General features: G+C 65.4%; 29 protein-coding genes. 16 read left to right on the plus strand and 13 right to left on the minus strand.

From position 1 onward, the window contains the following. Positions 1-19 precede the first annotated feature (19 nt). The gene (locus METY_RS06700; RefSeq protein ID WP_103120611.1) at positions 20-736 is read left to right on the plus strand and encodes an SOS response-associated peptidase; all 717 of its coding nucleotides are present in this window, start codon (positions 20-22) and stop codon (positions 734-736) included. A gap of 40 nt (positions 737-776) precedes the next feature. On the opposite strand, the gene METY_RS06705 is transcribed toward METY_RS06700, so the two are convergent. Then, the gene (locus METY_RS06705) at positions 777-968 is read right to left on the minus strand and encodes a hypothetical protein (RefSeq protein WP_103120612.1); all 192 of its coding nucleotides are present in this window, start codon (positions 966-968) and stop codon (positions 777-779) included. Between the two features lie 319 nt (positions 969-1287). Between METY_RS06705 and METY_RS20805 the strand changes: the two genes are divergently transcribed. Further along, positions 1288-1449 carry a DUF4113 domain-containing protein gene (locus tag METY_RS20805; protein ID WP_146035675.1) on the plus strand — a complete coding sequence of 54 codons (162 nt, stop codon included), beginning with the start codon at positions 1288-1290 and terminating at the stop codon, positions 1447-1449. Here the strand turns inward: METY_RS20805 and METY_RS06710 are convergent. Further along, positions 1436-1825, minus strand: coding sequence for a response regulator (locus METY_RS06710; RefSeq protein WP_103120613.1), 390 nt, complete (start codon positions 1823-1825; stop codon positions 1436-1438). The genes METY_RS20805 and METY_RS06710 overlap by 14 nt on opposite strands. 256 nt (positions 1826-2081) lie before the next feature. On the opposite strand from METY_RS06710, the gene METY_RS06715 reads away from it, so the two are divergent. Together METY_RS06715 and METY_RS06720 are read left to right on the plus strand one after the other, a co-directional pair. Further along, complete coding sequence (locus METY_RS06715) at positions 2082-4073, plus strand: calcium-binding protein (protein WP_160147320.1); 1992 nt, start codon at positions 2082-2084, stop codon at positions 4071-4073. Between the two features lie 327 nt (positions 4074-4400). Further along, entirely contained in the window at positions 4401-8183 is a 3783-nt protein-coding gene (locus METY_RS06720; protein WP_103120615.1) for a hypothetical protein, read from the plus strand. Between the two features lie 217 nt (positions 8184-8400). Here the strand turns inward: METY_RS06720 and METY_RS06725 are convergent, their stop codons facing one another. Beyond that, entirely contained in the window at positions 8401-8826 is a 426-nt protein-coding gene (locus tag METY_RS06725; protein WP_103120616.1) for an HD domain-containing protein, read from the minus strand. A 205-nt stretch (positions 8827-9031) separates the two neighbouring features. Further along, a complete protein-coding gene (locus tag METY_RS21040) occupies positions 9032-9361 on the minus strand; it encodes a thermonuclease family protein (protein ID WP_160147321.1) in 330 nt (109 codons plus the stop codon). 1828 nt (positions 9362-11189) lie between these two features. On the opposite strand from METY_RS21040, the gene METY_RS06740 reads away from it, so the two are divergent. After that, positions 11190-11879, plus strand: coding sequence for an AbiU2 domain-containing protein (locus METY_RS06740; protein WP_103120619.1), 690 nt, complete (start codon positions 11190-11192; stop codon positions 11877-11879). 20 nt (positions 11880-11899) lie between these two features. Here METY_RS06740 and METY_RS20810 read toward each other — a convergent pair whose 3' ends face one another. Continuing rightward, on the minus strand, positions 11900-13045 hold the full coding sequence (locus tag METY_RS20810) for a hypothetical protein (protein ID WP_146035676.1): 1146 nt from the start codon (positions 13043-13045) through the stop codon (positions 11900-11902). A gap of 650 nt (positions 13046-13695) precedes the next feature. Beyond that, entirely contained in the window at positions 13696-13860 is a 165-nt protein-coding gene (locus tag METY_RS21195; protein ID WP_200819614.1) for a hypothetical protein, read from the minus strand. A 345-nt stretch (positions 13861-14205) separates the two neighbouring features. Between METY_RS21195 and METY_RS21045 the strand changes: the two genes are divergently transcribed. Genes METY_RS21045 through METY_RS20815 form a run of 3 tightly spaced genes read left to right on the plus strand, consistent with a single transcriptional unit; the run spans position 14206 to position 14959 of the window. Next, complete coding sequence (locus METY_RS21045) at positions 14206-14349, plus strand: hypothetical protein (RefSeq protein ID WP_160147322.1); 144 nt, start codon at positions 14206-14208, stop codon at positions 14347-14349. A 55-nt stretch (positions 14350-14404) separates the two neighbouring features. After that, positions 14405-14752, plus strand: a complete 348-nt coding sequence (locus tag METY_RS06750; RefSeq protein WP_103120621.1) for a hypothetical protein — start codon at positions 14405-14407, stop codon at positions 14750-14752. Beyond that, positions 14753-14959 (plus strand): hypothetical protein, encoded by a 207-nt coding sequence (locus tag METY_RS20815; protein WP_146035677.1) that lies wholly within the window; start codon positions 14753-14755, stop codon positions 14957-14959. It begins immediately after the preceding gene. Between the two features lie 92 nt (positions 14960-15051). Here the strand turns inward: METY_RS20815 and METY_RS06755 are convergent, their stop codons facing one another. Then, complete coding sequence (locus METY_RS06755; protein WP_146035678.1) at positions 15052-15261, minus strand: hypothetical protein; 210 nt, start codon at positions 15259-15261, stop codon at positions 15052-15054. A 147-nt stretch (positions 15262-15408) separates the two neighbouring features. Here METY_RS06755 and METY_RS06760 point away from each other — a divergent pair, with 147 nt between their 5' ends. After that, on the plus strand, positions 15409-15840 hold the full coding sequence (locus tag METY_RS06760; protein WP_103120623.1) for a DUF1772 domain-containing protein: 432 nt from the start codon (positions 15409-15411) through the stop codon (positions 15838-15840). Between the two features lie 116 nt (positions 15841-15956). On the opposite strand, the gene METY_RS06765 is transcribed toward METY_RS06760, so the two are convergent. The 5 genes from METY_RS06765 to METY_RS06780 all read right to left on the minus strand — a co-directional run bounded on the left by METY_RS06765 (position 15957) and on the right by METY_RS06780 (position 19392). Beyond that, positions 15957-16253 (minus strand): hypothetical protein, encoded by a 297-nt coding sequence (locus METY_RS06765; protein WP_103120624.1) that lies wholly within the window; start codon positions 16251-16253, stop codon positions 15957-15959. A gap of 820 nt (positions 16254-17073) precedes the next feature. Further along, positions 17074-17604, minus strand: coding sequence for a hypothetical protein (locus tag METY_RS06770; protein ID WP_210201900.1), 531 nt, complete (start codon positions 17602-17604; stop codon positions 17074-17076). An 86-nt stretch (positions 17605-17690) separates the two neighbouring features. Further along, positions 17691-18872, minus strand: coding sequence for a ParB N-terminal domain-containing protein (locus METY_RS06775; protein WP_103120626.1), 1182 nt, complete (start codon positions 18870-18872; stop codon positions 17691-17693). Beyond that, complete coding sequence (locus METY_RS21050) at positions 18869-19045, minus strand: hypothetical protein (RefSeq protein WP_160147323.1); 177 nt, start codon at positions 19043-19045, stop codon at positions 18869-18871. Before METY_RS21050 ends, METY_RS06775 begins: the two co-directional genes overlap by 4 nt. Continuing rightward, positions 19042-19392: a hypothetical protein gene (locus tag METY_RS06780; protein ID WP_146035679.1), complete on the minus strand. Its 351-nt coding sequence runs from the start codon at positions 19390-19392 to the stop codon at positions 19042-19044. The genes METY_RS21050 and METY_RS06780 overlap by 4 nt, the downstream gene beginning before the upstream one ends. A 158-nt stretch (positions 19393-19550) precedes the next feature. Here METY_RS06780 and METY_RS06785 point away from each other — a divergent pair, with 158 nt between their 5' ends. Continuing rightward, positions 19551-19808: a hypothetical protein gene (locus tag METY_RS06785; protein WP_103120628.1), complete on the plus strand. Its 258-nt coding sequence runs from the start codon at positions 19551-19553 to the stop codon at positions 19806-19808. Here METY_RS06785 and METY_RS20820 read toward each other — a convergent pair. Continuing rightward, positions 19790-20044 carry a helix-turn-helix domain-containing protein gene (locus tag METY_RS20820; RefSeq protein ID WP_146035680.1) on the minus strand — a complete coding sequence of 85 codons (255 nt, stop codon included), beginning with the start codon at positions 20042-20044 and terminating at the stop codon, positions 19790-19792. The two genes, METY_RS06785 and METY_RS20820, sit on opposite strands and share 19 nt — an antisense overlap. Before the next feature lie 168 nt (positions 20045-20212). On the opposite strand from METY_RS20820, the gene METY_RS20825 reads away from it, so the two are divergent. The 6 genes from METY_RS20825 (at position 20213) to METY_RS06810 (ending at position 24270) form a co-directional block, all read left to right on the plus strand. Beyond that, positions 20213-20932 (plus strand): hypothetical protein, encoded by a 720-nt coding sequence (locus METY_RS20825; protein ID WP_146035681.1) that lies wholly within the window; start codon positions 20213-20215, stop codon positions 20930-20932. A 52-nt stretch (positions 20933-20984) separates the two neighbouring features. Then, complete coding sequence (locus METY_RS06790; RefSeq protein WP_146035682.1) at positions 20985-21254, plus strand: hypothetical protein; 270 nt, start codon at positions 20985-20987, stop codon at positions 21252-21254. Then, positions 21241-22167, plus strand: a complete 927-nt coding sequence (locus METY_RS06795; protein WP_103120630.1) for a hypothetical protein — start codon at positions 21241-21243, stop codon at positions 22165-22167. The genes METY_RS06790 and METY_RS06795 overlap by 14 nt, the downstream gene beginning before the upstream one ends. Further along, positions 22160-22447, plus strand: coding sequence for a hypothetical protein (locus METY_RS06800; protein WP_103120631.1), 288 nt, complete (start codon positions 22160-22162; stop codon positions 22445-22447). The genes METY_RS06795 and METY_RS06800 overlap by 8 nt, the downstream gene beginning before the upstream one ends. Positions 22448-22709: 262 nt before the next feature. Next, positions 22710-23000 carry a hypothetical protein gene (locus METY_RS06805; RefSeq protein ID WP_244593548.1) on the plus strand — a complete coding sequence of 97 codons (291 nt, stop codon included), beginning with the start codon at positions 22710-22712 and terminating at the stop codon, positions 22998-23000. Continuing rightward, positions 22990-24270, plus strand: a complete 1281-nt coding sequence (locus tag METY_RS06810; RefSeq protein WP_244593549.1) for a hypothetical protein — start codon at positions 22990-22992, stop codon at positions 24268-24270. The genes METY_RS06805 and METY_RS06810 overlap by 11 nt, the downstream gene beginning before the upstream one ends. Positions 24271-24280 lie beyond the last annotated feature (10 nt).

Below are 24280 nucleotides of genomic sequence, written 5' to 3' on the forward strand. Positions count from 1 at the left end.
CCGCTGCAGGCTGGATCGCATGTGCAATCTCTACTCTCTCACCAAGGGCCAGGCGGCGATCCGCGAACTGACGCGCGCGATGGTCGACCGCACCGGCAACCTGCCGCCGATGCCGGGCATCTTCCCCGACTATCCCGCGCCGATCGTCCGTGAGGGCGCCGACGGCCGCGAGCTCGCGCTGGCGCGTTGGGGCATGCCGTCACCGGTGTTCGCACTGAAGGGACGGACGACCGATCCTGGCGTCACGAACATCCGCAACACGGCCTCGCCGCACTGGCGCCGCTGGCTGGGCCCGGCGAACCGCTGCGTCGTGCCGTTCTCGAGCTTCAGCGAATACGACACGCTGCCGGGCGGGAAGAAGGAGGTCGTCTGGTTCGCCCGCGACGAGAGCCGGCCGCTCGCCGTGTTCGCCGGGATCTGGACGACCTGGACGAGCGTGCGGAAGAAGGCCGAGGGCGAGGTCACGGTCGACGCCTACGGCTTCCTCACGACCGAGCCGAACGCCGTCGTCGCGCCGATCCATCCGAAGGCCATGCCGGTGATCCTCACGACCGCGGAGGAGATCGACGTCTGGCTGCGCGCGGATTGGGCCGAGGCGAAGGCGCTGCAGCGGCCGCTCCCGGACGACGCCCTGATCGTGGTGGCGCGCGGCTCACGCCAGGACGGAGGCTTGGACGAGATCGCGCCGGCGACAGCGACCTACCAGATGGAACTCTTGCGAAACGACGACGCCTAGGCCTTACGAGAAGTCGCAAGCGTCGTCGTGCCCGCCGATTTCAGACAGGATCTTGCGGCAAATCCTTAGAGGCAGCCGCCTTGAGGTCCGCAATTGTTAGTTCGCCCTTTTCGAGATGGCTGACGACGATGTTCGACTGGCCATCTTCCTGAAGCGTGCGCACCCGATCGAGCGCTGCCTTCGCCGAGTGCTCGATGATTGTCGCGCGGCCGACCGACGGTCCGCAGCTCACTCGATATGGCATCTCTAACCCAGTCCGATTCCTGTTCCGGCCCGCCATCAGTGCCCGCGAGGATGGCGATTTCCTCAGACAGCTCAGAGGTTCGGGGGCCCTTCTCCGTCTGACCGGCCGAACGTTCTAGGCTCGAGAGGAGCCACGGCGCCATCCGTACAAACCCCGCCCGCGGCCCGTGGGCCGCCGTGCCGACATTGCACGTGCTGTAGCATTCTATTGGACAAGTGCTCGCAGCTTTTGACGTACGACGGATGCGCGCCGAAGACGTCCCAAAGCGCAGGTCGGCAGCTGGGACCGGGATACGGACGCGCTGGTGATGGCGGCGACCGGCGCGACCAGCGCCAATTCCGGCGCGGGTCGCCATGCCGGCGGCTGCAGGCGTGAAGAAGCCGTGAAGAAGCCGTGGGCGACCAAGTTCGAGATGCGCTCGCCGCGCTGCGATCGGGTCGACGAACTGCCCGTTGCTAGAGCGGTGTGACCCCGGGCCTTGGGGTCTTCACGACCTTCTGCGCGAGCTCGAGCAGGCTCATTCGGTCGATCGGCTTGCCCAGAAAGACGGCTGGTGGCGGGAGCTCGCCATCCTTCGGTTGATGACGGCCCGAGCACACGACGATGTCGATGTGCGCCCAGTTCTCATGGACCTTGTGCGCGAGTGCGAGACCATTCATCGAGCCGGGCATGTCGACATCGGTGAGCATTAGTATGACCGATGCGTGATGTTCGGACAGTAGGCCCATGGCCTCGTCGGAACCGCCAGCCTCAAGCACCTGGTAGCCAGCTTGAGTGAGCACGTCTGCGACGTCCATGCGGCAGATGACTTCGTCTTCCGCTACAAGGGCATAGGGTATGGGCATGCACCGTTCTCCGCTCAAGGTAGAGCGGTAACGCGGCTGATCCAAATCAGTTGCTGACGCAAAGCGCGGGGCTCACGCCAAGACATCGGCCGGTTGAGGTCGCGCCTGCGACGGAGACCTATCAGATGGAGCTGCTGCGGAACGACGACGCCTAGGCCGTCCGGGTTTTTACCGATCTGTTGATCGCTCGTAATGCAGGTAGTTTGCACGCGCAGCGTGCATCAGAACCATGCGCGCCGACTTCGGGGGGATGCGCATGACGACCTATTCGGCGACGCTCGACGACAATCCGAATAACTGGACCCGTCCCTCAATCGCGGCGGGCGACCTGTTCATCGTGAATGGCCTGGGTGGAAACGACACGCTCTCGGCTGCGTCCGACGGCTCGTTCGAGGCGCACGCCGGTGACGGCGACGACGTGATCCGCGCCTACGGCCGGGGCGTCAACGTGGTCTTCGGCGACGCCGGGGACGACCAGATTTTCGGAGGGAACTATGACGCCGGACCGGCCGACACCTTGAACGGCGGCGACGGCGACGACGTAATCGGCGTCCTCAGCAGCAAAGCGATCGCCATCAGGGGCGACGCCGGCAACGACTACATCTCCAACGGATCCACAGGGTCCGACAGCATCGACGGCGGCGCCGGTCGCGACTGGATCGTCTACGCGGCGAGCGGCAGCGACGGGGTCGGCGTCAGCCTCACGACCGGCGGTTTCAGCGGCGCCAACGCTGCGGGAGATTCAATCGTAGGGGTCGAGGGCGCGAGCGGGACCAATTTTGCCGACACGCTGGAAGGCGGGAGCGCCGCCAACGCGCTGATGGGATTGAACGGCGCCGACCTGCTTCGCGGGCTCGGCGGAAACGACATCTTGATCGGCGGATCGATCGCCAACTTCGCGGAGCTCTGGCTGGACGGGGTCAGTTGGCAGGCCGCGATCGGTCCGACCAGCGACGACGGCGCGGCGGACACGCTGGAAGGCGGAGAAGGCGCCGACACGCTGATCGGCGGCCTCGGCGGCGACCGGCTGGACGGCGGCGGCGGCGTGGACCTCGTCAGCTACGCCGACAGCACTTCCGGAGTGACCGTAAACCTCGCGACCGGCGCCGCGTCCGGCGGGACAGCCGAGGGCGACGTGCTGATCGGCGTGGAGAACCTGCAGGGCACGGCCAGCGCGGACGTGCTGACCGGCAACGCCGGCGCGAACAAGATCGAGGGGCTGTCGGGCGCGGACGCGCTCTCGGGCGGCGGCGGAGTCGATTCGCTCTACGGCGGCGACGGCGCTGACACGCTCGACGGCGGAACGGGCGCAGACCGCCTCTATGGCGGCGCGGGCGCGGACACCTACTACATCGATGACGTCGGTGACGTGATTGGCGGGGAAGCGGCGGGGGTGGAGATCGACCTTGTCTACGCCTCGGTCAGCTACACGCTCGGGACCACGCTCGAGAACCTCACGCTGACGGGCCTGGCGGCAAACGGCGTGGGCAACGCCGCGGCCAACGTCATCGTCGGCACGAAATACGCCAACACCCTGAGCGGGCTCGGGGGCGATGACACCCTATCCGGCGGAGCTGGCGCCGACACGGTGCTCGGAGGGGCCGGAGCCGACAGTCTCGACGGCGGCGCGGGCTTGGACACCGCCTCCTACGCCGGGGCCACGGGCAACGTTGTCGCGAACCTGACGACGCCTTCGCTGAACAGCGGCGAAGCGGCGGGCGACGTCTATGTCTCGATCGAGAACCTGACCGGCGGCAAGTACCTCGACACGCTGACCGGCGGGAAATACGCCAACGTGCTCGACGGCGGCGCGCGCGCGGACACGCTGTACGGGATGGCGGGCGCCGACACGCTGCTCGGGGGCGACGGCGACGACACGTTAAGCGGAGGCGCGGGCGTCGACCTACTGACGGGCGGCGCCGGCCGCGACGTCTTCGTCTTCGACCAGAGCCTCGGCGCGACCAACGCCGATGTGATCAGCGACTTCTCGACGGTCTATGACCTCGTCCAGCTCGACGACGCCGTGTTCAGGGGACTGACCGCGGGAACGGCCCTCGCTGCAGGCCAATTCCAGGCTGGCGCGGGGCTTGCCGCGGCCACCGAAGCCGACGACCGGATCATCTACGACACGACGAGCGGTTCGCTGTTCTTCGACCGGGACGGTCTCGGCGGCGTCGCGGCGGTCAAGTTCGCGACGCTCGCCTCGGCGCCGACGACGCTCTCAGCCTCAGACTTCGTGGTGGCTTGACGAGGATCGCGCCCCCAGGCGTCGTAGGGGGCGGCTTCCTTCTCGGATCAATGCTCCGGGATGCCCGCGAGCGCCGCGTGCCGGAGTCCGCCGCCCGGCGTGGCGGCCGCGGGCGTCTCGTCATGAACGAGAGCGTGGCGGCCCGCGGTTAAGGCCGGGTGTTGAGCAGGGGAAATCGCGGCACCGGCCGTCGGAAAAGCGCTAGACTCCGCGGGCTGACCATAGCGGCAACGCGGAGCGTCCGGCTGTAGGCCGGAAAAACTAACGTGATAAAGGGTAAGGAACGCGCATGAGCACGCCCGCCATGACACGAGTACGCGACGAGCGATGTTTGACATTAGCCCTGACGAGATTGCCTTGCTCAACGATGTTGATCTACGCGAGCTCGTCGGCCGCTTGTGCGAGGCCGAGCTAGCGAGCCGGGGAATGTCGACCGCTGCGGTGACCTGGGGCGGCAATCAGACCGCCGCGGACGGTGGCCTCGACGTACGGGTCGCTTTGCCCGCGGACACCTCCACCGACGGCTACATCTCTAGGTTCTCCACCGGGTTCCAGGTCAAGACACCAGACATGCCGCGGGCGGCCATCCTCGCGGAGATGCGGCCGGATGGTGCGATCCGGCCCGTCATCCAGGAACTCGCCAACGAGGCGGGCGCCTATGTCATCATCAGCTCGCACGGGTCAACGGCCGACATCGCCCTTCGCAACCGGCGAAACGCCATGCGCGAGGCCCTGACCGGGGTCGCGGATGCCGCCCAGCTCCACACTGACTTCTACGATCGCACACGGCTTGCGAGTTGGGTGCGACAGCACCCCGGGCTGATTACATGGGTCAAGGAGAGGGTAGGCCGCGCCCTCGCCGGCTGGCGTCCTTACGGGCCGTGGAGCGGCGCGGCGGAGGACGTCGAGGCCGAGTACCTGCTTGACGACAAGCTGCGCCTCCACCTTGGCGCACACCGCGACGCGCCCGCGCAGCCCGTCGCCGACGCCATCGACGAGATGCGCGACGAGCTTGCCCAACCTCGCAAGATTGTGCGCTTAGTCGGCTTGTCGGGGGTAGGGAAAACCCGCTTTGTCCAGGCTCTCTTCGACGCGGGCATCGGCTCGCGCCCCCTGCCGCCGTCGCTCGCGGTCTACACCAACCTGTCGGATAACCCCGACCCGCAGCCAACCGGCCTCGCCTCCGACCTGATCGCGAACCGCACGCGCGCCATTCTGATAGTCGACAACTGTCCTCCAGATCTCCACCGCAGGCTCTCGGATCTGTGCGCGGCACCAGGCAGCACGGTCAGCGTCCTCACGGTCGAGTACGACGTGCGCGACGACCAGCCCGAGGGGACGCAGGTCGTCACCCTGGACACATCCTCGCCCGAGCTGATCGAGAAGCTGATCCGACGCCGCTTCCCGCACGTGTCCGAGGTTGACGCGCGCACTATCGCCGAGGCGTCCGGTGGTAACGCCCGGATCGCCGTCGCCCTTGCCGGGACGGTCGAGCAGTCCGAGACGATTGCGGGTCTCTCGGACGACGAGCTCTTCCAGCGCTTGTTTCGCCAAAGGCACGACGCCAACGACGCTCTGCTCCTGGCGGCTCAAGCCTGCTCGCTGGTCTACTCCTTTCAAGGCGAGGCGCTGGCGGGCGATGAGGCGGAGCTGCCGCGCCTCGCGGTGCTCGCGGACCAAGCGCCACGGGAGCTCTACCGACACGTGGGCGAGTTGCTACGACGGGACCTCGTCCAGCAGCGCAGCGCTTGGCGGGCCGTGCTGCCGCACGCCATCGCGAACCGGCTCGCGGCACGCGCCCTCGAGGACACGCCGTACGACCTTATCGATCAGCAGCTCGTGATGGGCGGAGCGGATCGGCTCGCGCGGTCTTTCTCGCGGCGGCTGGCGTTCCTACACGAGCACCCCCGCGCTATCGCCATCGTCGAGCGATGGCTCGCGGCCGGTGGCCTGCTGGGAGACGCCACGGCTCTCAACGACCTCGGCCGAGCGATGTTCAAGAACGTCGCCCCAGTGTCGCCCGGGGCCGCGCTCTCGGCGCTGGAGCGGGTGGGCGGCGGCAATCCCGAGGTGGCCGTGACCGTCTTGAGACAATATCGGTCGTTGCTGCGCTCGCTGGCCTATGACCCGCCCCTATTCGAACGAAGCGCCTCCCTGCTGGTACTGACGGCGACGCAGAGCCCGGACGAGCGGGAGGCTAAAGACGCTTCCGACACGTTCGTCTCGCTCTTCACGATCCACTTGTCAGGGACGCATGCCACCATCGAGCAGCGCCTCGGGGTCATCGAGCGACTGATCCGATCCGGCGAGGTAAAGCAGCGTTCGCTGGGCTTGGCCGCCCTGGACGAAGTTCTGGAAGCGACGCACTTCAGCTCCGTCCATCGGTTCGAGTTCGGGGGGCGGTCACGGGATTACGGTTACCGGCCCGGGAGTGACGAGGACGTCTCCCAGTGGTACGGCGCCGCGCTGGCGCTAATCGTACGATTGGCGTTCACCGAGGGGGTGCTCAAGCGCGAGTTGGGCGGTCTGCTGGCGCGAAACTTCCGCGGGCTGTGGACCTGGGCCCATATGTTTGACGACTTGGAGGGCGTATCCCACTGGTTTGCCGCAGATGGGTTCTGGCGAGAGGGCTGGGTCGCGTGCCGGCAGATTATGAGTTTCGATAGGGACCGGATGGGCCCGGACAGCTTGTGTCGCCTTTCCGCTCTGGAAGCTGCGCTTAAGCCATCCAACCTCGCGGAACGGGTCCGGGCGATTGTGCTAGGCGACAGGTCGGGCGGTCTTGATCTGGATGACATTGACCTCGAAGACGACAACACGGGCGAGTTCGAGCGCCCTGAAGCGATCGCCACCGAGCTTGGCGCGGCGGTCGCCGCTGACGAGACGGTGTTCGCAGGTCTATTGCCTGACCTTCTCCGTGGCGGGACCAGGGCCTGGGCGTTCGGTCGTGGGCTCGCAGGCGCAGCCGAGAACAGCCGCGCGACATGGTCAAGGCTCATAGAGGGTCTCGGGCAGATCCCGCCGGAGCACCGCAACGTTCAGGTGCTCCGAGGATTTCTTGCCGAAGTTTGGGAGCAGGACAGAGGCCTTGCGCAAGATCTCCTCGACGTCGCTTCCGACCAGATGATCCTGATCCCGTTCGTTCCGCTACTGCACTCAGCGGTGGAAATCGACGCGCGCGGTGTCGAGCGGTTAAAGCAGGCGCTCAACTCGGATCAGGTGCCGGTCTGGATGTATGGGAACCTGGCGCTTGGTCGAACGACCGACCAAGTTGGAGGCGGCGAACTGAGAGATCTGCTCCTCCTTATCGCCGACAAGCCGGAAGGGTTCGAGGTAGCTCTCAATATTCTCTACATGCGCCTCTACTCGGACCGCTCGGCCCAGAGACAGCATGAGCCTGAGCTCCTAGAGGCCGGTCGAGATCTTCTGGGGCGCATCAGGTTCCGGAGGGGCAACCAGCTTGCAGCCCGCGAGCTGGCCGCGGTCGTGCGAGCCTGCCTTGCAGGTCCAGAAGCCGCGCCCCTCGCGACGGAGATCACCGGCCGGCTGAAGCGGGCCGTCGCGGCTTACGAGACCTACTCGTTCGACAACAGTGACTTGTTGAGAGCCCTACTAGCGGTCCAGCCAACGACTGTTCTAGACGCCCTGTTTGAAGGAGATGACCAGGAGCACCGGGCGGGTGCCGATGTGTTTAATCGCCGGTCGAACGCGGCTGACGAGATCCCGTGCGATGAGCTCATTACTTGGTGCAACCAAGACCGCCAGGGACGCTATACTCTTGCGGCCTCCTTCGTCGCGTTCGCACACCGCGCCGAAGAGAGCGGGCCCACGGTCTGGTCGGAGCAGGCAAAGGCTCTGCTCGCCCATGCGCCGGACCCCGGAAGCGTACTGGCGGTGTTCGTAGAGCGGTTCCGGCCTATGAGCTGGAGCGGCTCGCGCGCAGCCCTGATGGAGGCGAACGCTTGCTTGCTCGACAACCTGGAGACTGTTGTCTCGGCGAGCCTGATGCCGATCGTGGCCGACGCTAAGGCCCGACTCGCGCGTGAGGTTGCGAGGGCGCGGGAACGAGAGACTGCGGAGGATCGAGAGCGGGACGAAAGGTTCGAATGATCTCTCGCGAGCCGGCGGCCATTCCCTTCAAAGCGCCCCCATGCGGACCACATCTCCGACGGCGACGAGGATCTACGCCTGTCTGTAGAGCGGCGTCGCGGCCTTGCCGTAAATCGCAGGCGTTGCAAGACGCGAGTCGCCGACAGTGTACGACAGTGTTCAGTCAGATTTTGTTGGGAAGACGAGAGCGTGGCCGGCTGCAGTTTAGGCCGATTGTTCAGGCGGAGGCGCCCATCCGGTCCAGCGCCCTGGCGTAGCGTTCGAGGCGCGACCTGTCGCTCTCGGTGATCTCGCCGAGGCGCGTCGTGTCCATGTTGTCGAGCAGGTCGGCGCGCTTCACGATCCGGCCGATCGGATCCTTCGCGGCCCGGTCGACGAACTCCATGTAGGTTTCGCCCTCCCGCCGCGTGACGGCGTCCACGCCGGCCAGCACCGCTTCGCTGAAGCCCTCCGCGCGCAGCCCCTCCAGCGTCCAGGGTGTGTCCTCGACGACGTCGTGAAGGACGGCGACGATCCGGGCGTCGCCGACGGGGCAGGCGAAGGCGACCCGCATCGAATGCATGATGTACGGCGCGCCGGCCTTGTCGACCTGCCCGGCGTGCGCCTCGGTCGCGATCTGGATGGCTCGTTCGAGCGTGCTCACGTCAGCCCCTTCGCAGCGTCCCCGCGGTGGCGCTCTGCGGCTGGATCAGTCTCCAGGGCTCCATACTCGGGCGCGGGCGGATAGAAGACTGCAGGTCCGCTCACGGCGCCGCCCGCCACGGCGAGGTCGAGAGCCTTGAGGGCTCGCTTTGCTCGAACCGCCGCGATCTGCGCGTCGTCCTCCCGAGCATCCTCCTTGTCCGACATCATCGCTCTGGTCCGCACCACTCCGGCCGATCAGCCCGCCGCAGTGTGGGCCAAGGCTTGGCGTGTCCTTCGCGCACCAGGATCGCCCCAACGTCCTTCCCGTCGACGCGCACGATGGCGACGGGGCGCCCGTACTTGTCGGTCCCAGTCTGACGGATCTCTGGCTCGCGGTCCTTCAGCAGCGCCTTCAGCCGGTCGCGCGCAGCCTCCGCCCGGAACAGCTCAAGCTGGCACTTCGCCGTCCGAAGCTCCGGCGCGTCGATCGGCCCGGCCTCGGAGCGCAGGCGAATGCGCTCGCCATCCACGCGGATCGTGTCGCCGTCGATCACAGAAGCCGGGCCGGTCCGTTCCTGGGCAGTGCCCGCCGGCTCGGACGTCGCCAGGAACGCCGCGGCGATCGCGATTGTGGTCGTGCGAATAGGTGGTTCTCCGGGCGCCACTGCTTGCGACCGTCCGATACCATGCGCGGCGTCTCGGTTTGAAGGGACCCACTTGGCGACCATCACCGCGAACTTGGGTGTATCGCATGGTAGAGGTGGTCCGCGTTGAGTGATGGTGGTGGGCACAAATGGCCGATATCGCATTAGAAAAATGCCCAGCCTGCGGGCACCTCGTTAGCAACCATGCGAGCGTCTGTATCAAGTGCGGACACCCGTTCGATCGCACAGCAAAAGTTACGGCTCCCCCGCTTGCTGAACCGGCGTCCACCGCGAACAAAAGGACGCGCGGCTTCCTCTGGGTTGCCGGCATCTTCGGGGCAATCTTTCTGATTGGCGCCCTCGCAAAGCGCCCCGAAGGACCGGCATCAGCCCCTCAGATCGCCGCACCAGCGCCAGAGGCAAGCCCGACACCGACAAAAAGCTCTCCGGCTGCGCCTATTGCGCCAGCCCCTGTAGCTCCAGCGACGCCGAAGGGCACCAGCGTGATCGTTCCGAGCGACCCCAGGGCCAATTATTGGATCCTGGATGCTCGCAAGACCGGGAGTACTGTTCAGATAAGATCAAGGCGCGAAGGTCCATCGGGGGTGTCATTCGCAAAGCGTGAGGTCGACTGCGCGAACGGTCGGTTTCGCTATCTCTCCGAGGGCGACACACTCGCGGATCTCGACAAACCGGGAGCCCAATTCCCGATGGGTCTCTTGCTCGAAGGCTCTATCTCAACCGTCATCTCTCGAGAGGGCTGCAAAGGTGTTGGGCTGACGCTCCGCGGAGTGCAAAGGTAAGGGCGACCGTGACGCTTTCGCCCTAAGTGCTCCTAGCCTCTCGTGGAATGGGCCGCCATTGAAAACTACATGGCTGAAAGGCGATCAGCGAAGCTTGGAGTTCAAGCTCTGGCACCCGTGGCTGAACCGTGTCCCCCGCATCCGAAGGCAGTTCGCAGACGCCTTAGACGGAGACGATCCGCTGCTCCACAACGAGACGGCTAGCGTGGGCGTCTTGGCCGGTGCAGCGACCCGAATAGGCTATTTGGCCCTAGCTGAGTACTCCTCCCAGAAGCGGGGAAGTGGGCGGGGCCGTCCGTACCGACGGGGCCGCTGCGATCTGTGGATTTCGACGCCGGGCGGTGATCGCTCCTGGTCATTCGAGGTCAAGCAGATCCTCTGCCGAGGCGGCATCCGGGAGGCAACCCTGGAGGACGCCCCCGCGCCGGCTTCAAAGGACGCCAAGGCGGTGAACGCGTTCGGGGCCGACCGGCATTACGGCGCGCTGCTGTTCACCGCGGCAGAAGGGCATCGCCTCGACCCCGTAACGGTGCTCCGGAAGCTCCCAGATGGACCTTCGCCGTCTGCTTCGAAGACAAACGACAGCCGGCTTGGATGATGGTGCGGTGTATCGATTAAGCTTCAAAATGAGAAGGTGGCTGATGCCGGCCAGCGGCCGGCTCTCCCCCCAAAACTATTCCTCCGGTCGTCGTTATCGCGTGTCGCACGTCGCTGCGCGATCTGATGATCCTGCAGGCGCGTTATAGCCTGGCGCCCCCGGCTGCCCGGCCGCGGCGCATGGTTTTCGACCATTCCCTCCTCGGCCATTCATACTTCGGCCGAGACAAGGCGAAGGCCGGCGGCGAAAGCTCCGGCGGCTAACGCCAGACGCGCCTCGACCATCCGCCGTGGAACGGCGCGCGTTTTCGAGCCTCCAAAGCAGAAGGAGTGGTAAAATGGCCCAAGACTCCCTTGTCGCGATGGCTCGGCTGCTTCGGCGCGAGATCAAGAAGGGAATCGAGGTCCAGGCTTCACTTGAGGCCGCTAACAAGGCGGTCGGCACCCTAGGAAAGGTCCGCACCGAAGGGTCGACGACCTTCAATGTCATCCGTCAATCCTCTCTCATTTTCTTGGCGCTCACCGTAGCCAAAATCATGGAGCGTCCGTCGGGGGCCAAATCAGACGTCGCGTCGATTCCTGTCCTGATGCGTCGGCTGAAGGAGGAGGGCACTCAGGCGCGCCTTATCGGAGCCGCGCGCAGATGGCTTCCCGATCAGCAGTTCGCTGATCACCAAGAGAAATCGTGTCGGCAGGCGCTCGACCTCGCGATTGAGAGCTATGACCGTCTGGAAGCCGGGCAAACTCTCGGCGAGGTTCGGGCGACGCTTCAGCAGCTGCGAAACCGCGAAATTGCCCACCTGCTTCTGAAGCCACCGCGCGCCGGCGGCGTACGGATCGCAGACGTTTTTGACCTGTTGGCCCTCGCGCGCGAAATCGTCACTCACGCGAACTTCGCGATAGATGGCGGCGACCCGGACTTTGAGATCCATGCCCAAGAGCACAAGCGCGTCGCCGAGGCGTTTTGGGTGCCCGCCTTGGCGGCCGTGGCCGCTTATGAAGCTCCCGATCCGCATGCGATGCGCTGATCGCAGAGCGGTTCGTCAAACTAATCGACGGCGGCGATGGATGAAAGCAGCCCTCGAAACCCCTGCGACCCAGTTTTCAAGGGATCTGTGGCTTCCACGCGGCGTCGCGCCCAGGCGCGCCAATCCGCGACAGTTCTCTCATCGACAATTTCGGTATCGTCGAGCTTCATCATATCGATTGCCGCCAGGAATTGGCGCAGTTTAGAGACCTTAACCCAGGCATTCGCTCGTTCTTCGAACCGCCTCCAGGCCTCGTCCTCCTCTTCGCGACGGTCCTGTTCCGCCTTCAGGGCTTGCTGACGTTCAGCTACGCGCGCGGCCCGTTCGGCGTCTCGCTGCGCCTGCATAATGTCGGCATGGCGATGTACCTCGAACGAAGCCAAGATTTCGGGGAGGCGCTCGTCCAGCAGGCGCTTGGGCTCCTCCCACTTCAGGGGAGCTTGACCTCTTGGATGAGCGATCAGCTGGAGGAGTAAGTGGCCGGTCGGAACGAGTTGAAGACGCCGTTCTCGCCAGAGCATTTTGTCGAGGGCCGTTTGCGGCGGAGGGTCTGAGATCCACGTCTGACGGGACCGCTCATAAAGCGAGAAGTCGATCGAGCTTCGGCCGCCCGAGGGATAGTTGGCGCTATAGCCAAGGCGCTCGCGATCTACCCGGAAGCCCATCGCCTCTAGGCCCTTAATCAGGGCGTTCAGAATCATATATCGACGACGGTTGGAATCCGGACTCGACGTATTCGCCCCTTCGACCTGTCTAGAGGCCGGGTCGCGGCGCCGTTCCTTGGCGAACGCTTCGTCGCTTTGGATTGCTTCTCGGACGAACGGATGGGGCAGGCGCGATTCCCGCAGACTGGCGAGTTTCGGTACACGGAGAAGAGCCGCCTCAAGCGAAAGACCATCTGGATCAGCGGCCCTCGATGACTGGTGTGAGCCGCCTTGGATAACGATGATCTCGTCTTTGGAGTGCCGCTGCAGTCGTGGTCGCTTCGTTACACGCTTCCCGTGAGCGACCTTGTTCCAGTAGCCCTGGGGCGGCGTGGGAATGCCGTGCTGAGTGCAGAGGCGCTTCAGATAGCTGCTCGAGACGTCGAACTGTTCGGCGACTCGCAGCATCGGCATCGACCAAACCAGATCGCTCATTTCAGATTTCGATACCGACTTCGACATAGCCTTTCTCCGTGAGGGGCTACCTTACAGCACCGGGTCTAAGCCGTTCAGCCGACACCCCATCCGGCAGCAATTGGGACAACGGCGCACCTTGATCTTGCTCGTTCGCATGGGTTCTAGGTGCGTGGAGCGAGAGCAGGAGCCGGACATGACAGGACAGGCGGGCGCTGCACAATTTAGGTGGCGCGCGAAGAATTGGGCGATCCGCGCCGTGATGCTCGGGCCGGGCTAGGCTTTGCCCTTTTGCTCATTGACGCTCCGGGCTTTGACGCGCGCCTTAGCGCGCTCGGCAGTGAACGGCTCGTGCGTTTTTTTCGCGCGACTGGGGACCAGCGACAGCAAGCTTGGAAAACTAGAAGCGGCAGGCCTGCCGCGGAGAACCACTGCGTCATTCGACGCCGGACAGCGCATCGCGTCCCAGATCGCGCGAACGTCACTTTCGCTGAAAAGCATTTCCCTGCCCGATAGCGAGCAAAGACCTTGGCCTCGAGCTATCTTTGCCACTCTGCGTGGGGTCGACTTCAGATAATTGGCTGCCTCGGCCAACGTAAAAATCCGACCGAGTGGGCCATCGCCGCTATCAACCATCCTGCGTCCTGTAGAAGTTGCCGACGCCGTTGATCCAAGCCCAGGTACTCGCTTCGTCCGCGTTACCGTCCCTCGATGACCCCCTCGACCGCCCCGATCGCAACTTCGAGATCCGCGATCTTCCGAAGCGCGTTCTCAGAAGGGAGCCCTCCGGCCTTCGCCGCGGCGGTAAGCAGTTCGCTTTGAGCCGTCTGAAGGCGCTCCAGCAGAGCTTCGAAGTCGTCCATGATGTTCCTCGGGGATGGGGCTCGGCAGCGACCTTACCGCGCACGAGGGTGGGTCGATAGCCTATCAAGATGCGCCGGCCCCGACCCAGGCGAGCTAGAACGGCAGACCATGATCTTGCGCGACGCCGCTGCGGACGCCGACCTTGCTCGGGGCTCAGGACGTGGCCACAAGTGGTGGCGCGCCGCTTTCTCTGTGGATAAAGCTGGAGGTCGATCGTTCGAACCGGTTTCGAACAAGTTTCGAACGACGACCGGTCGTTCCTCCGATTTGACTCATCCGGCCTCGTGGGTCCCCATACCCCTGTCGTCGGCTCGATCACCGATTTTGGTGAGGAGACCGATACGATGCCCTCCAAGTTCCGGCGCGACCGCAATCACATCTTCATACGGCTGATCTTTTGTGAGATCTCCGCAGGCGGCGTTTGGGGAGTCGCAGCGGCGGCCTTGGTCGCCGCGCTGTTGATCGGGGGGCGGCTGTACTTCCCGTGACCTTGCGGCTCCCCGAGCGTGCATGCGAGCTTCGCCGAAGGGATGGGGGGCGACCATGGGCACTGCGCAGGGCAAGAACGGCACGATCTCTTTCGACTACAGGTTGATCACAATTTCCAAGATCCAGAGCGTGGGCTCGTTCCTGCAGCAGGGGATCCAAGGCGATCGGTACATCGTTGCTCGCTGGGTCACAGCCGTCGAGTTCCGTGATGCGGTAAAGGGAAACGGGTTTATCGCGTTCGATTTCCCCGGCAAGAATCCTCCGCGCGGCGGCGCCTTTGACGCGATGGCGGACGAAAATGCGGTGATATTCACCCCTGACCAACGCGAGGACTTCGTCGCGATTAAGGAAGAGATCGTCCAGTTTTTGGCCGCTTTGGCCTATGCCGAGACGGAGGATTGATTGGCGAAGCCTCCTGACAATCGGCCAAAGCGCTACGTCCTTGAGGCCCCGGCAGGTTATGTCTTGGGTCCTGATGAAGTCGACGGCAGCAATATGCTGCTCGACCCCGACGATCAGGTGACCGAGGAAGACCTGAATTCGGATACCTGCAAAATGATGCAGGGAATTCGCCGGGACTTTGCGCGTCGTGAACGGTCTGCGCCATGAGCAAGCCGGGACGACCATGCAGGTCGGAAGCAGCGCCGAACTTGTCATCCTGCCACTGGCTGGCCACGGCTCTCTTCACGGCCCGCCGCCCGTCAGAGCGCGTCGAACAAGGCTTGCACGTAGCTCAGATGACCGGTCAGCGTGATCTCCCAGCCTTCAGGTGACAGGCGCACAAGCCCGCGCTCTCTCAGATGCACCAGCACCGTTCGATCGCGCAGCTCGGCGATACGGCCGGCGAGGAGAAGGCGGAGGGCGCGCGTCTCCGTCTCGTTCAAAGGGGCGGGCGGGTTGCTGCCGATCATCGCGTCACTCTCGCCCGCGACCGCGAGAACGGTCGAGGGCGCCACGGCAACAGGTGCAGCCTCACGAACTCAGCCGCACGATCCAAACGATGTCTCGCCTGTAGCGATGCTGCTTGTGAACTCGCCGCAGGCGTATAGCCTCCGCCCATGCTCGTGGGTCATCTGGCACTGGTCGTCGCCTCGCTCTTCACCGGGGCGGCGGTCTATATCAACGTCGCGGAGCAGCCGGCGCGGCTGCTTCTGCAGGACGATGCGCTGCTGGCGGAATGGAAGCCTTCCTACAAGCGGGGGCTAGCAATGCAGGCGCCGCTGGCGGTCATCGGGTTTCTGTTGGGCCTGGCCGCCTGGTGGCTGTCGGGACAATGGCTTTGGATCCTGGGGGCCATCCTGCTCGTCGCAAACTGGCCGTACACGCTGCTCGGCATCATGCCTACCAATGCCCGGCTGATGGCCACGCAGTCGGCATCTGCCGAGCCTGACATGCGCGCGTTGATCGTCCGGTGGGGAGGGCTTCATGCGGGCCGGAGCGTTCTTGGCGCGCTCGCGACCCTTGTCTTCCTATGGGCGGCAAACGCCTGAGACTCTACCGATGTTGGGTGTCAGTTCTGGACCCAATACGATCTACCGCAAGGGGCAAATTGAAGCCCTCGCTCAGGCGCGGAAGCCATCTGACTGCAGTGAGCCATCCGCCGTCATTACGGATGACGCAGTACCTGTTGAACGAACCATGCGGCGGGGCCCAGTCCGACAGGCGCGAGCAGCCAGATCGGCCATGCGCGCTTCCGCAGAATGATTGGGGCGACGATCAGAACGACGCCGAAGCCGACCGACGCAAACACGGCCGCTTGGATTAGAGCGCGAGGCCCGAGAGCGGCCTCGATGGCGTACAAGAAGTCTCCCGGCTTGGAGGCGACAACGATCAGCACGAACGCCGCGACAGCAGCGAGGATAACGGCCAAAGCCAGGATCGGCCCTCGTTCGATTTCATGCATTCAATCGGCCGCTTCTTTGGCTAATGCGCTGATGGTCGATCTAGGCGGCCCTGAGATCAAGAGAGGCGGTGCGGATAGTGGTGGCGACCCCGTATGAGAACCCGAAAAAGGTCCTCGTCGTTTGGCTGAAACATGGCTCAAGAGACCGGTGATCGACCACACGAGCTCGAGGGTGATCGAGGAAGGCCGCCGCTCTTCCTTCCCGTCGTCAGGTCGGGCAAGACGCCAGCGATTCAGCAGAGGCTGATCGGCCGCAGCGATCGGTCGAGGATAGGAAGAGCGAGCTATCGCTCGCGCCGCTCGGCTCCGCCTCGCTGTGCAAGGTGGAGCGCCACAGGCTTCGGGTGCTTGGGCAGAGGATAGAGAAGGGCAGCTAAGCTGCGGACACACTTCGCCCGTCCCCGGGAAAAGCGGTCGCAAAAGATCTGCGTCACAGTGGATCAGCAAGCCCCTCTCGGAGGGCCGGGGTCAGGCGGTCGGCCCGCTTGCTGCTTCATCCTGGCGGCGAGGGCGTCGCAGCCGATCCACCGACCGCGCGTCCCGTGCTGGTGCTATGCGCCCAGCGTCCTGCCCGCGGCGTGCCTGCCCCATTCCAGAACAGGCTCGACGCCGCGAAGCTTCATTAAGCTGGTGCCCTCCAGCAGCGCCCACGCCGGTCATGTTCCCGGCGATCGTCCCTTTAAGCGGGCTGGCTATCTAGATCTTGCGAGCGCTACCGAACTGCACTACTATCAGTGGCAAGTCAGGTGATGCCTTAGCCCCGTCCAGATCCACCTGGGCGGGGCTTTGTCGTGGGCGCTCGTGGCGCCGGCGGCTCGGATTACTCCGCCGCTTCAGGGAGGGGGACGCGGTCCCCGCTTCGGGCGAGGTCCGCCTCGGTCTTCTCGATCAGGTCGCGAAGGCGCTCGATCCGCTCCGGCAGCTTCGAGGCCATGTAGCCCCAGGCTTCGAGCATCTTCTGCTCGACCCTGATCTGGCCCAGCACTTCCGCAATGGCGGGCATGTGGACGTGCGTGCGGCGCAGGGTGTTGCAGGCCTTCTCGAGCGCGCCGACTGGCGGCTGAGCCGCCCCGACGTCCTCTCCAAGCATCCGGCCGAAGATGCGCACGTCGCCGACGCCGCCGTTGGCCCTCGACCCGATGAGCACCTGCATCTCGCTCTTGATGTCCTCCACCGTCGCGGGACGAGTGGCTTCCTCATACTGCGGCCGCAGGAACGAGAACGTCTCGTTGGCTTCGACCAGGAAGGCCAACGTCTCCTTGGCCTTCGGAAGCTGGCTCTTCGAAAGGTGCGAGGAAACCAAGCACCATTCGCCCGCGGCGTTATAGGGCCCGGTCACGGTATCGAGCATGCCAGACACGCGCTCGAACAAAACGTCGATATACGGCTTCTTGGGAAGCTTGCCGTCTCCACCAGTCAGGGTAATGCTGTGAGACATTAGGGTTCTCCGAAGGCTGCGAGGCCCTCAAGCGCGCTCTGCACGCGTGAGAGCGGGCGGTCGCCGCCCGGCCGAGACAGCCGTTGCGGCGCATCTGTCCAGCGCTCGTCGTTCAACCAGCCCTGGGCATGCTTGATCTTGTTGTCTGGGGTGCCATTGGCCGCGCACTCCGCGGCGTAGCGCATCGCCCCCTGCAGCATCTCCATGGGAGACGCTCCGTTCGCGATTGCCTTCGCATAGGCGGCGGCGGCCGGCTTCTTGCCCCGGTTCAGCGGGTACTGAAGCCAGAACTCCTCGAACTGCTCCGTGTAGGAGCCCTTCTGGCGCCGCGCGGGGCGATTCCCTCCGCTCAGCGGGGAGACGGGCTCGAGCGCGAACACCGGCTGAGCCCCTACCGAAAGCGAGGGGGCCTGCGTTGTCGTCACGGCGACGCAGGTTCCGGGCGCAGCGGCGCGATCCACCCCGCCTTCGGCGAGCTCGGCCCAAGCCAGAAGCTTCCCCGCGGCCGCCCGCGCCTGAGCGGCGTCGACCTCGACGGCTTCCCCAAGGGCGAGGATGTCGGCGATCAGGTCGGCCGCGGGCCGGCGGGCTTCAGGCTTGAGGGGTGCGGCTTGGCGCACATTTCCCCGGTGCGTCGGGGGCGCGTCGGGGTGTACCTCTGCCTCTTTCGCAGCCGCTGGCTCCCGTCCCTCCCGACTGCCAATCTCAAGAGGATCAGCCGGTAACGTTTCCACCCGCGGCGCGAACTCTGCCCGTAGCTTCGAGACGAAGGGATGGGTAACGCGGCAACGGCGTGCGATCTCTCGGTCCGAGAGAAGGGACCACTCCCCATCGTCCAGCAGGCGCCGCACAGCGCGCCGCTTATCTTCGATCGATCGCTGAAGGCCGTGCTGTGCGTTGGCGCCGACGGAGAACAAGACCGCGTCGCGGAGCCCGCCCTTGCGGATGTCGACCTCCACCATCGACAGTCGCGCCTGCCCCGCCGCGGCGTGGCGATGGAAGCCGTCGGCCAGCCAATAGACAACCACGCCGTCGGCCTGCTCGCGGAACACGACCAGCGGCGGGAATACTGCCCCCTCCGCCATGTCTTGGGCGTAGGCGTTCACCACATCGTAGTTCAGCGCGGCGCGGGGCTGCGCGGAGGAGTCCGCCCGGATCGCCCCAACCGCGAGCTCGGTCAACGACCCGTCCTCCGGTCGCGCCGCTCGATCTCGAAAGCCAGCTGCTCGTGCTTATCGGCCCGAGCGCGAAGGCGGCGCGCTTCGTCCATGGCGTCGCGGATCAGGCGCTCGGCGGTCGCCCGGCAGCGCGCTGCGCGCCAGAGCCGCCAGAGCTGAACGAGGCGCCCGATCATGCGAGCTCCTCCCGGAGGGCTTCGATCTCGGCGATCTGAGCCTCGAGCTGCGCCCGGGCCGCGGCGCGTCCCGCTTCCGTCAGCCACGCCGGCGGCGTGTCCATGACGGCGCAGAGAAACTCGGGCCCGTAAGCGGCGACCAGGCGAAGGCCGTGCGGCCAGGACGGCGAGGACAGCCGCTCCAGCCACTTCTCGACCGTGCGGGCCGGGACGCCCGTGTCCGCGGCGACGTTCGCCGCGGTCTTCTCGGGATAGATCGCGCGAAGGAAGGCGCAGACCCGCTCCCCGTCCAGCATGCGGCGGGCTGTCGCCCCAAAGTGTCGGAAGATGACCCCGGACTGTCGCATCGTTCTCTCCGATCCTGTGTGGACCGGAGACGGAGACGATGACGAACGGGGAGCGCCGGGCGCGGCGAGGTCGACGCAGGACATCAGAGACACCCAACGAGGAGACGACCGCGCCGGACATCTGCCAGGACGGCGGCGGCGGTCGAGAAGGACAGAACATGCACAGCGCCACGGCCAACCGGCCGGACACCGAACGGGACATTCGGGAACTCGCTCAGGCGATCGCGACGCTCGAGGTGATCGTCACCGGGCTCGCGGTCGCAGGGTTGGAGGGCCGCCCCGTCGTCAGCAGCAGGATCGTCAGATCCCTCCGCGACATGGCCGATCGCGCCGTCTTCGAGCTCGACGGAATGTGCCCCGTCATGCTCGACCGCGTCGCAAACCGGATCGAGGCCGGTCACGGCGCCGTCGCCTGATCATGGCCGTCTGCCGACGCCACTTCTTGTGAGGCGCCGGCGATGAGAGCTTCGGCCGCATCCTCAACCTTTTCCCACGTCGCCAAGGTCGGCGACGTGGTCCCAGACTTCCAACGGGTCCAGGTGGAAGGGGCGATGCCCGCTTCTCGGCAGGCCCGGCGAACAGAGATACCCGCCTGCTTGAGGCGATCCTCGAATTGCGAGATGGCACGTGCTTGGCTGAACATGATGCGCAATATTGCGCATTTAAATCGGCGCGGCAAGCGCGATATTGCGCCTGTCGAAACGCTGGCGCATCGCGCATATTTGCGCACATGAGCGAGAAACCGATTTCCTTACCGCGCACAGGTAGATTGAAGCCGCAATCCCTCGACCCTGAGGGCCTCCGAGCGTGGATTCGACAAGTGTCGGACCGTTTGGCAATTAAGCCCACGACATTAGCGCGCTCAGCCGACCTTGCCCCATCCACGGTCAACAGATTTCTTTCCGGAAATTCTGTGAACGAAAGCCTTTCTGCTACAACTGTCCAAAGGCTTATCGCCGCGGCCAATGAACTCTACTCAATGAAGATTCTTGCGGGCGAGATCGCCGATATCGACACTGACGAATCGTCATTCGGGTTGGTGGCCGGAATTGAAACCGCTTATCGCATCAGGAGCGTGCCGATAATCGGAATGATCGATCCCATCAGTCCTCATCCGTCTGCTTATGAGCTTGAGGATAAGATTTTTGAAGTCACGGTTCCGGTCTTCACTGAGTATGCAGGGCAAGATGTAGTTGGCTTTCAGGTTCTATCGGACGAGCTCGGTTCGGGATTCCCAAATCTCACAATTGTTATCTGTCTTCGTACGTGGGGGATGAACTTAAAGCCTGCTATCGGGCAGAAGTTCGTAACGTTCGTTCAAGACACACAAGATCATCATTTCAGCACGATCCTCGAGTTTCGAGAGGACCCGCTTGGGAAGGCGTGGCTCGTTCCGTTGGAGGACGCCGCTCCAGCTGACGCCAACCAAAGCATCTATCTGCCAAACCGCCCGGATCGCCAGGGGCTCTTAGGCTATCTGGTGATCGGAAGGTACGTTCATGAAGGCCTTCCCGGCGGATATGCGCAAAATAGCGCTTGACGGTTAAGCGCAATTTTGCGCATCTGACTCCATCACCGCGATGGAGCGCGCCATGTCGACCGCCTTCCGCCTTCTCTCCGCCGTCGATCAGCTCGGCACGTGCGTCGCCGCCGGCGCTAAGCTGCAGAGCCGGCCGCGCGCCTCTGATCACCGCAGCAACGGTGGTCTATGGGCAACGCTCGCCGGCGCGCTAGGGGGCATCAATCGCCACCGCGACGATGCCCGTTCAAACCGCGACCTCGCCGATGCGGCGGTGTGCGGCTGCCGTGGCGTCTTCGCCCCTGCCTCCATGCTGACGGAGGCTGACGATGTCCGCAGCTGACGTTCTCGAACGCGCGGCGGGGAAGCTCGGCGCGGCCCAGCAGCGCGGGCGAGGGGAGGCTCCGTCGTCCCCTTCAGCCGACCATCAGGTTGCGGCGAGCTCACTCGCTGCGCCGGCGGCGCCGATCTGCGTCGTCGAGCAGATGGGCCGGACGTTCGCGAAGCTGAACGCGGCGATCACGGAGTCCGAGCTCGCGTCGGTCGGCGAGTTCGCGCCGTTCAACGACGGCACCGAGACCATCCTTCACCACCGCGCCGAAGCCCTGCAGCACGCCGCTGCGCATCAGCTCGCGTCCAGTCTCGAAGGCGCGATGTTTCAGGTGACGATCGCCGCTGAATTTCTGTCGATGATCGAGCCTGGGTACAAGGAATTCCGGCGTGGCGAGCGCAAGAAGGCCTACGTCGCCGCGATGTCCTGCCTCTACAGCATCATCAGGGTGCTGGAGCGCGTCACCGGAGCTGACCGCGGCGATCTCGGAGGGCGGAGCTCGATGCCCGACTTCGTAGACCCGCACACCCGGGTGGAGCGGGCGTTGCGAGGCTTGCACGGGCCAGATCCGCGCCGGATGGACGACGTTCCCGGCGGAACGCCTTGCTGGATGGCGCCGTGTACCGACGCCACTCCCGATGTCGACCCGCTCGCGGACCTGCTCGATCGGCACGCTCGCACCGTCGAGGACCTGAAGGCGCGTCGCGGGGATCCGCAAGCTTTGGAGGCGCTGGAAGCGACCTTGGATGAGCTGCACGCGCGGCAGAAGGAGGCGCCTGTGCCGACGACGCTGGCGGGCGTGCTCGCCGGCCTGCGCTGGGCGGTGCCCGAAGTTGAGGGGGTCGACGACTGCGGCGATGGAGTGCTGCGGGCGGCGCTCGCCGGGCTCGAGGAGATCGTGGCGCGGGGCAGGGCGGATGGCTGACGTCATCCCATTCCCCTCGCGCGCTCAGCCCCGCGCTGTCCTAGCAGACGAGACGCTGCCGCCCGGCCTCGACTTTTACGCCATGATCGAGGCGCTCGGGCCTGCGCCGGACGGGCAGCCGTCCGGCTTCGCCGTGATCGCGTTGGAACGAGGCTCCGGTAGCGTGACGCGCAGGGAGATGGCCCGCTTCGGGCGCGCCCAGATCGATGAGGCGCACGCTGTCGCTTCGGAGGCAAACACCTCGGCGCACAGCGAACTCGACCCGCGGGGCTCCGCATGACGGTCCTGTTCCTTGAAGCGAGGTTCGGTCAGTGCCGTACGCCGCGATGGACCACCGCTACACCCTGGCTTGAGCGCGAAGTGTGCGGTGAGCGGGTCGTCCCTGGACGCACGTATTGCCGCGCCTGCCGTACAACGCTGATTGCCGGCCGAATGGTCCGCGGCAAGGTGGAGTGGTTCAATCGCTCCGGCGAACGGCCGCACCAGCAAGACGAACGGGACGTTGCGAAGCTCCTCGAGCTCTCCAGCGCAGACGGTGCGCCATGAGCAACGCGGCTGAGATGCAGCGGGATCGATCGCCGGCAGATGACCCCGTCACTCGTCAGGGGCTCTTCCCCTGCGATGCGGAGATCGCGCGCCGGCTCTCGCTCGGCTCCGAGAAGTTCCGGCTGATGGCGGCCGCGCTCGAGCCGCTCGGATTCCCTCGGCGCGACGAGCTCGTGGGGCGCCGCTACTGGCCCGCGGTCCGGGCCTTTCTGGACAGGCGCTACGGCGTCGGTAGCCTCGCCTCGCCGTCACACGTCGACGGCGAGGAGAACCTGGATGCCTTCTGAGATGGAACGACCGCCCCGAGCGCAAGCGCCGGGCCTCAAGGTGCGCGAGAACGCATCAGGGGCCCGGCGCTACTACTGGTTTCCAACCCGCGCCGCCTTGGCCGCCGGTTACCAGCCCGCAAGCGTCCCGATTGCTGGGGATGACGCGACCGAAACAGGCCGCGCGCTCATAGCGGGGGAGGCGCAGCGGCTGACCGCCGACATGCTGCGCTGGCTCGACGAGCGTCAGCGGGGCACGCGCCCCGTCGTCACGCTCGCGGACCTCGTCCGGCGCTATCAGTCCGACCCCGAAAGCCCCTACAGGGCCGTGAAGTGGAACACGCGGCGGCTCTACACCGACGACTGCCGGCGCCTTGAGGCCGGCGCCGGCGATCGGCGGCTCGCGATGGTGACCCGCGCCGACATCCACCGCTGGCACGAGGCGGCGACCAAGCCGAAGCCGATCGGCAAGGCGAAGCCGGGCGAGCCCGTGGTCTATGGACCTCCGCGCGTTCGATCAGCCCATGGGCTGATGCGCATGCTGCGGATCGTCGTCGGTTACGGGGTGTCGATCGGCGTGCCCGAGTGCGAGCGTCTGGATCTCGTGCTGTCGAAGATGAGGTTTAAGACGCCGTCCCGCCGGAAGTCGCGGCCCACCTATCACCAGGCGGTCGCGATCATCGCTAAGGCTCATGAGATGGGCGCGCGATCGGTCGCCTTCGCCCAGGCGCTGCAGTTCGACGGCATGTTCCGCCAGTCGAACGTCATCGGCCAGTGGCGGCCGCTGGAGGCAGGGGAGGAGGCCAACGGCCGAATCGTCGCGAGCGGCCGTGTGTGGGAAGACGGACTGTGCTGGCGGCACATCGGCGAGGATCTCGTCGTACGGTTCGAGACGACGAAACGCGGCCTCGAGGTCGAGCTCGACCTGACGCTCTGCCCTCTGGTGCTCGCCGAGATCGAGCTCACGCCGATGGAGCAGCGAATCGGCCCGCTGATCATCGACGAGCGGTCCGGCAAGCCATACGTGGAGACGAGCTTCCCGAAGCGCTGGCGCGAGATCGCCACGGCGGCCGGAGTTCCGACCGACGTGTGGAATCGCGATAGCCGGTCTGGAGGGATCACCGAGGGCCGGATGGCCGGCGCCGACTTCTCCGATCTCGCCAAGCAGGCGGCGCATTCCGACCCCGCGATCACGGCGAAGATCTACGACAGGGGCGCGCTGGACGCCGCCCGTCGCGTGTCCCGGCTTCGCGCTGAGCTGCGCGCCAAGCCGGCCGGGAACGGGTCCTGAACAGGACCGA

The organism is Methylopila sp. Yamaguchi (genome assembly GCF_002897035.1).
In the GTDB taxonomy this organism is placed as follows: domain Bacteria; phylum Pseudomonadota; class Alphaproteobacteria; order Rhizobiales; family Methylopilaceae; genus Methylopila.

Coding starts and splice junctions, on each gene's coding strand:
- METY_RS06795 (WP_103120630.1), top strand. CDS start 21,241: ATGTCCGCAGCTGACGTTCTCGAACGCGCGGCGGGGAAGCTCGGCGCG.
- METY_RS06750 (WP_103120621.1), top strand. CDS start 14,405: ATGGGCACTGCGCAGGGCAAGAACGGCACGATCTCTTTCGACTACAGG.
- METY_RS20805 (WP_146035675.1), top strand. CDS start 1,288: ATGGCGGCGACCGGCGCGACCAGCGCCAATTCCGGCGCGGGTCGCCAT.
- METY_RS06760 (WP_103120623.1), top strand. CDS start 15,409: ATGCTCGTGGGTCATCTGGCACTGGTCGTCGCCTCGCTCTTCACCGGG.
- METY_RS21045 (WP_160147322.1), top strand. CDS start 14,206: ATGCCCTCCAAGTTCCGGCGCGACCGCAATCACATCTTCATACGGCTG.
- METY_RS21050 (WP_160147323.1), bottom strand. CDS start 19,045: ATGATCGGGCGCCTCGTTCAGCTCTGGCGGCTCTGGCGCGCAGCGCGC.
- METY_RS06765 (WP_103120624.1), bottom strand. CDS start 16,253: ATGCATGAAATCGAACGAGGGCCGATCCTGGCTTTGGCCGTTATCCTC.
- METY_RS06710 (WP_103120613.1), bottom strand. CDS start 1,825: ATGCCCATACCCTATGCCCTTGTAGCGGAAGACGAAGTCATCTGCCGC.
- METY_RS06770 (WP_210201900.1), bottom strand. CDS start 17,604: ATGCTCGATACCGTGACCGGGCCCTATAACGCCGCGGGCGAATGGTGC.
- METY_RS06810 (WP_244593549.1), top strand. CDS start 22,990: ATGCCTTCTGAGATGGAACGACCGCCCCGAGCGCAAGCGCCGGGCCTC.
- METY_RS06800 (WP_103120631.1), top strand. CDS start 22,160: ATGGCTGACGTCATCCCATTCCCCTCGCGCGCTCAGCCCCGCGCTGTC.
- METY_RS06755 (WP_146035678.1), bottom strand. CDS start 15,261: ATGATCGGCAGCAACCCGCCCGCCCCTTTGAACGAGACGGAGACGCGC.
- METY_RS06805 (WP_244593548.1), top strand. CDS start 22,710: ATGAGCAACGCGGCTGAGATGCAGCGGGATCGATCGCCGGCAGATGAC.
- METY_RS06700 (WP_103120611.1), top strand. CDS start 20: ATGTGCAATCTCTACTCTCTCACCAAGGGCCAGGCGGCGATCCGCGAA.
- METY_RS06790 (WP_146035682.1), top strand. CDS start 20,985: ATGTCGACCGCCTTCCGCCTTCTCTCCGCCGTCGATCAGCTCGGCACG.
- METY_RS21195 (WP_200819614.1), bottom strand. CDS start 13,860: ATGGACGACTTCGAAGCTCTGCTGGAGCGCCTTCAGACGGCTCAAAGC.
- METY_RS06785 (WP_103120628.1), top strand. CDS start 19,551: ATGCACAGCGCCACGGCCAACCGGCCGGACACCGAACGGGACATTCGG.
- METY_RS06715 (WP_160147320.1), top strand. CDS start 2,082: ATGACGACCTATTCGGCGACGCTCGACGACAATCCGAATAACTGGACC.
- METY_RS06740 (WP_103120619.1), top strand. CDS start 11,190: ATGGCCCAAGACTCCCTTGTCGCGATGGCTCGGCTGCTTCGGCGCGAG.
- METY_RS06780 (WP_146035679.1), bottom strand. CDS start 19,392: ATGCGACAGTCCGGGGTCATCTTCCGACACTTTGGGGCGACAGCCCGC.
- METY_RS20810 (WP_146035676.1), bottom strand. CDS start 13,045: ATGTCGAAGTCGGTATCGAAATCTGAAATGAGCGATCTGGTTTGGTCG.
- METY_RS06720 (WP_103120615.1), top strand. CDS start 4,401: ATGTTTGACATTAGCCCTGACGAGATTGCCTTGCTCAACGATGTTGAT.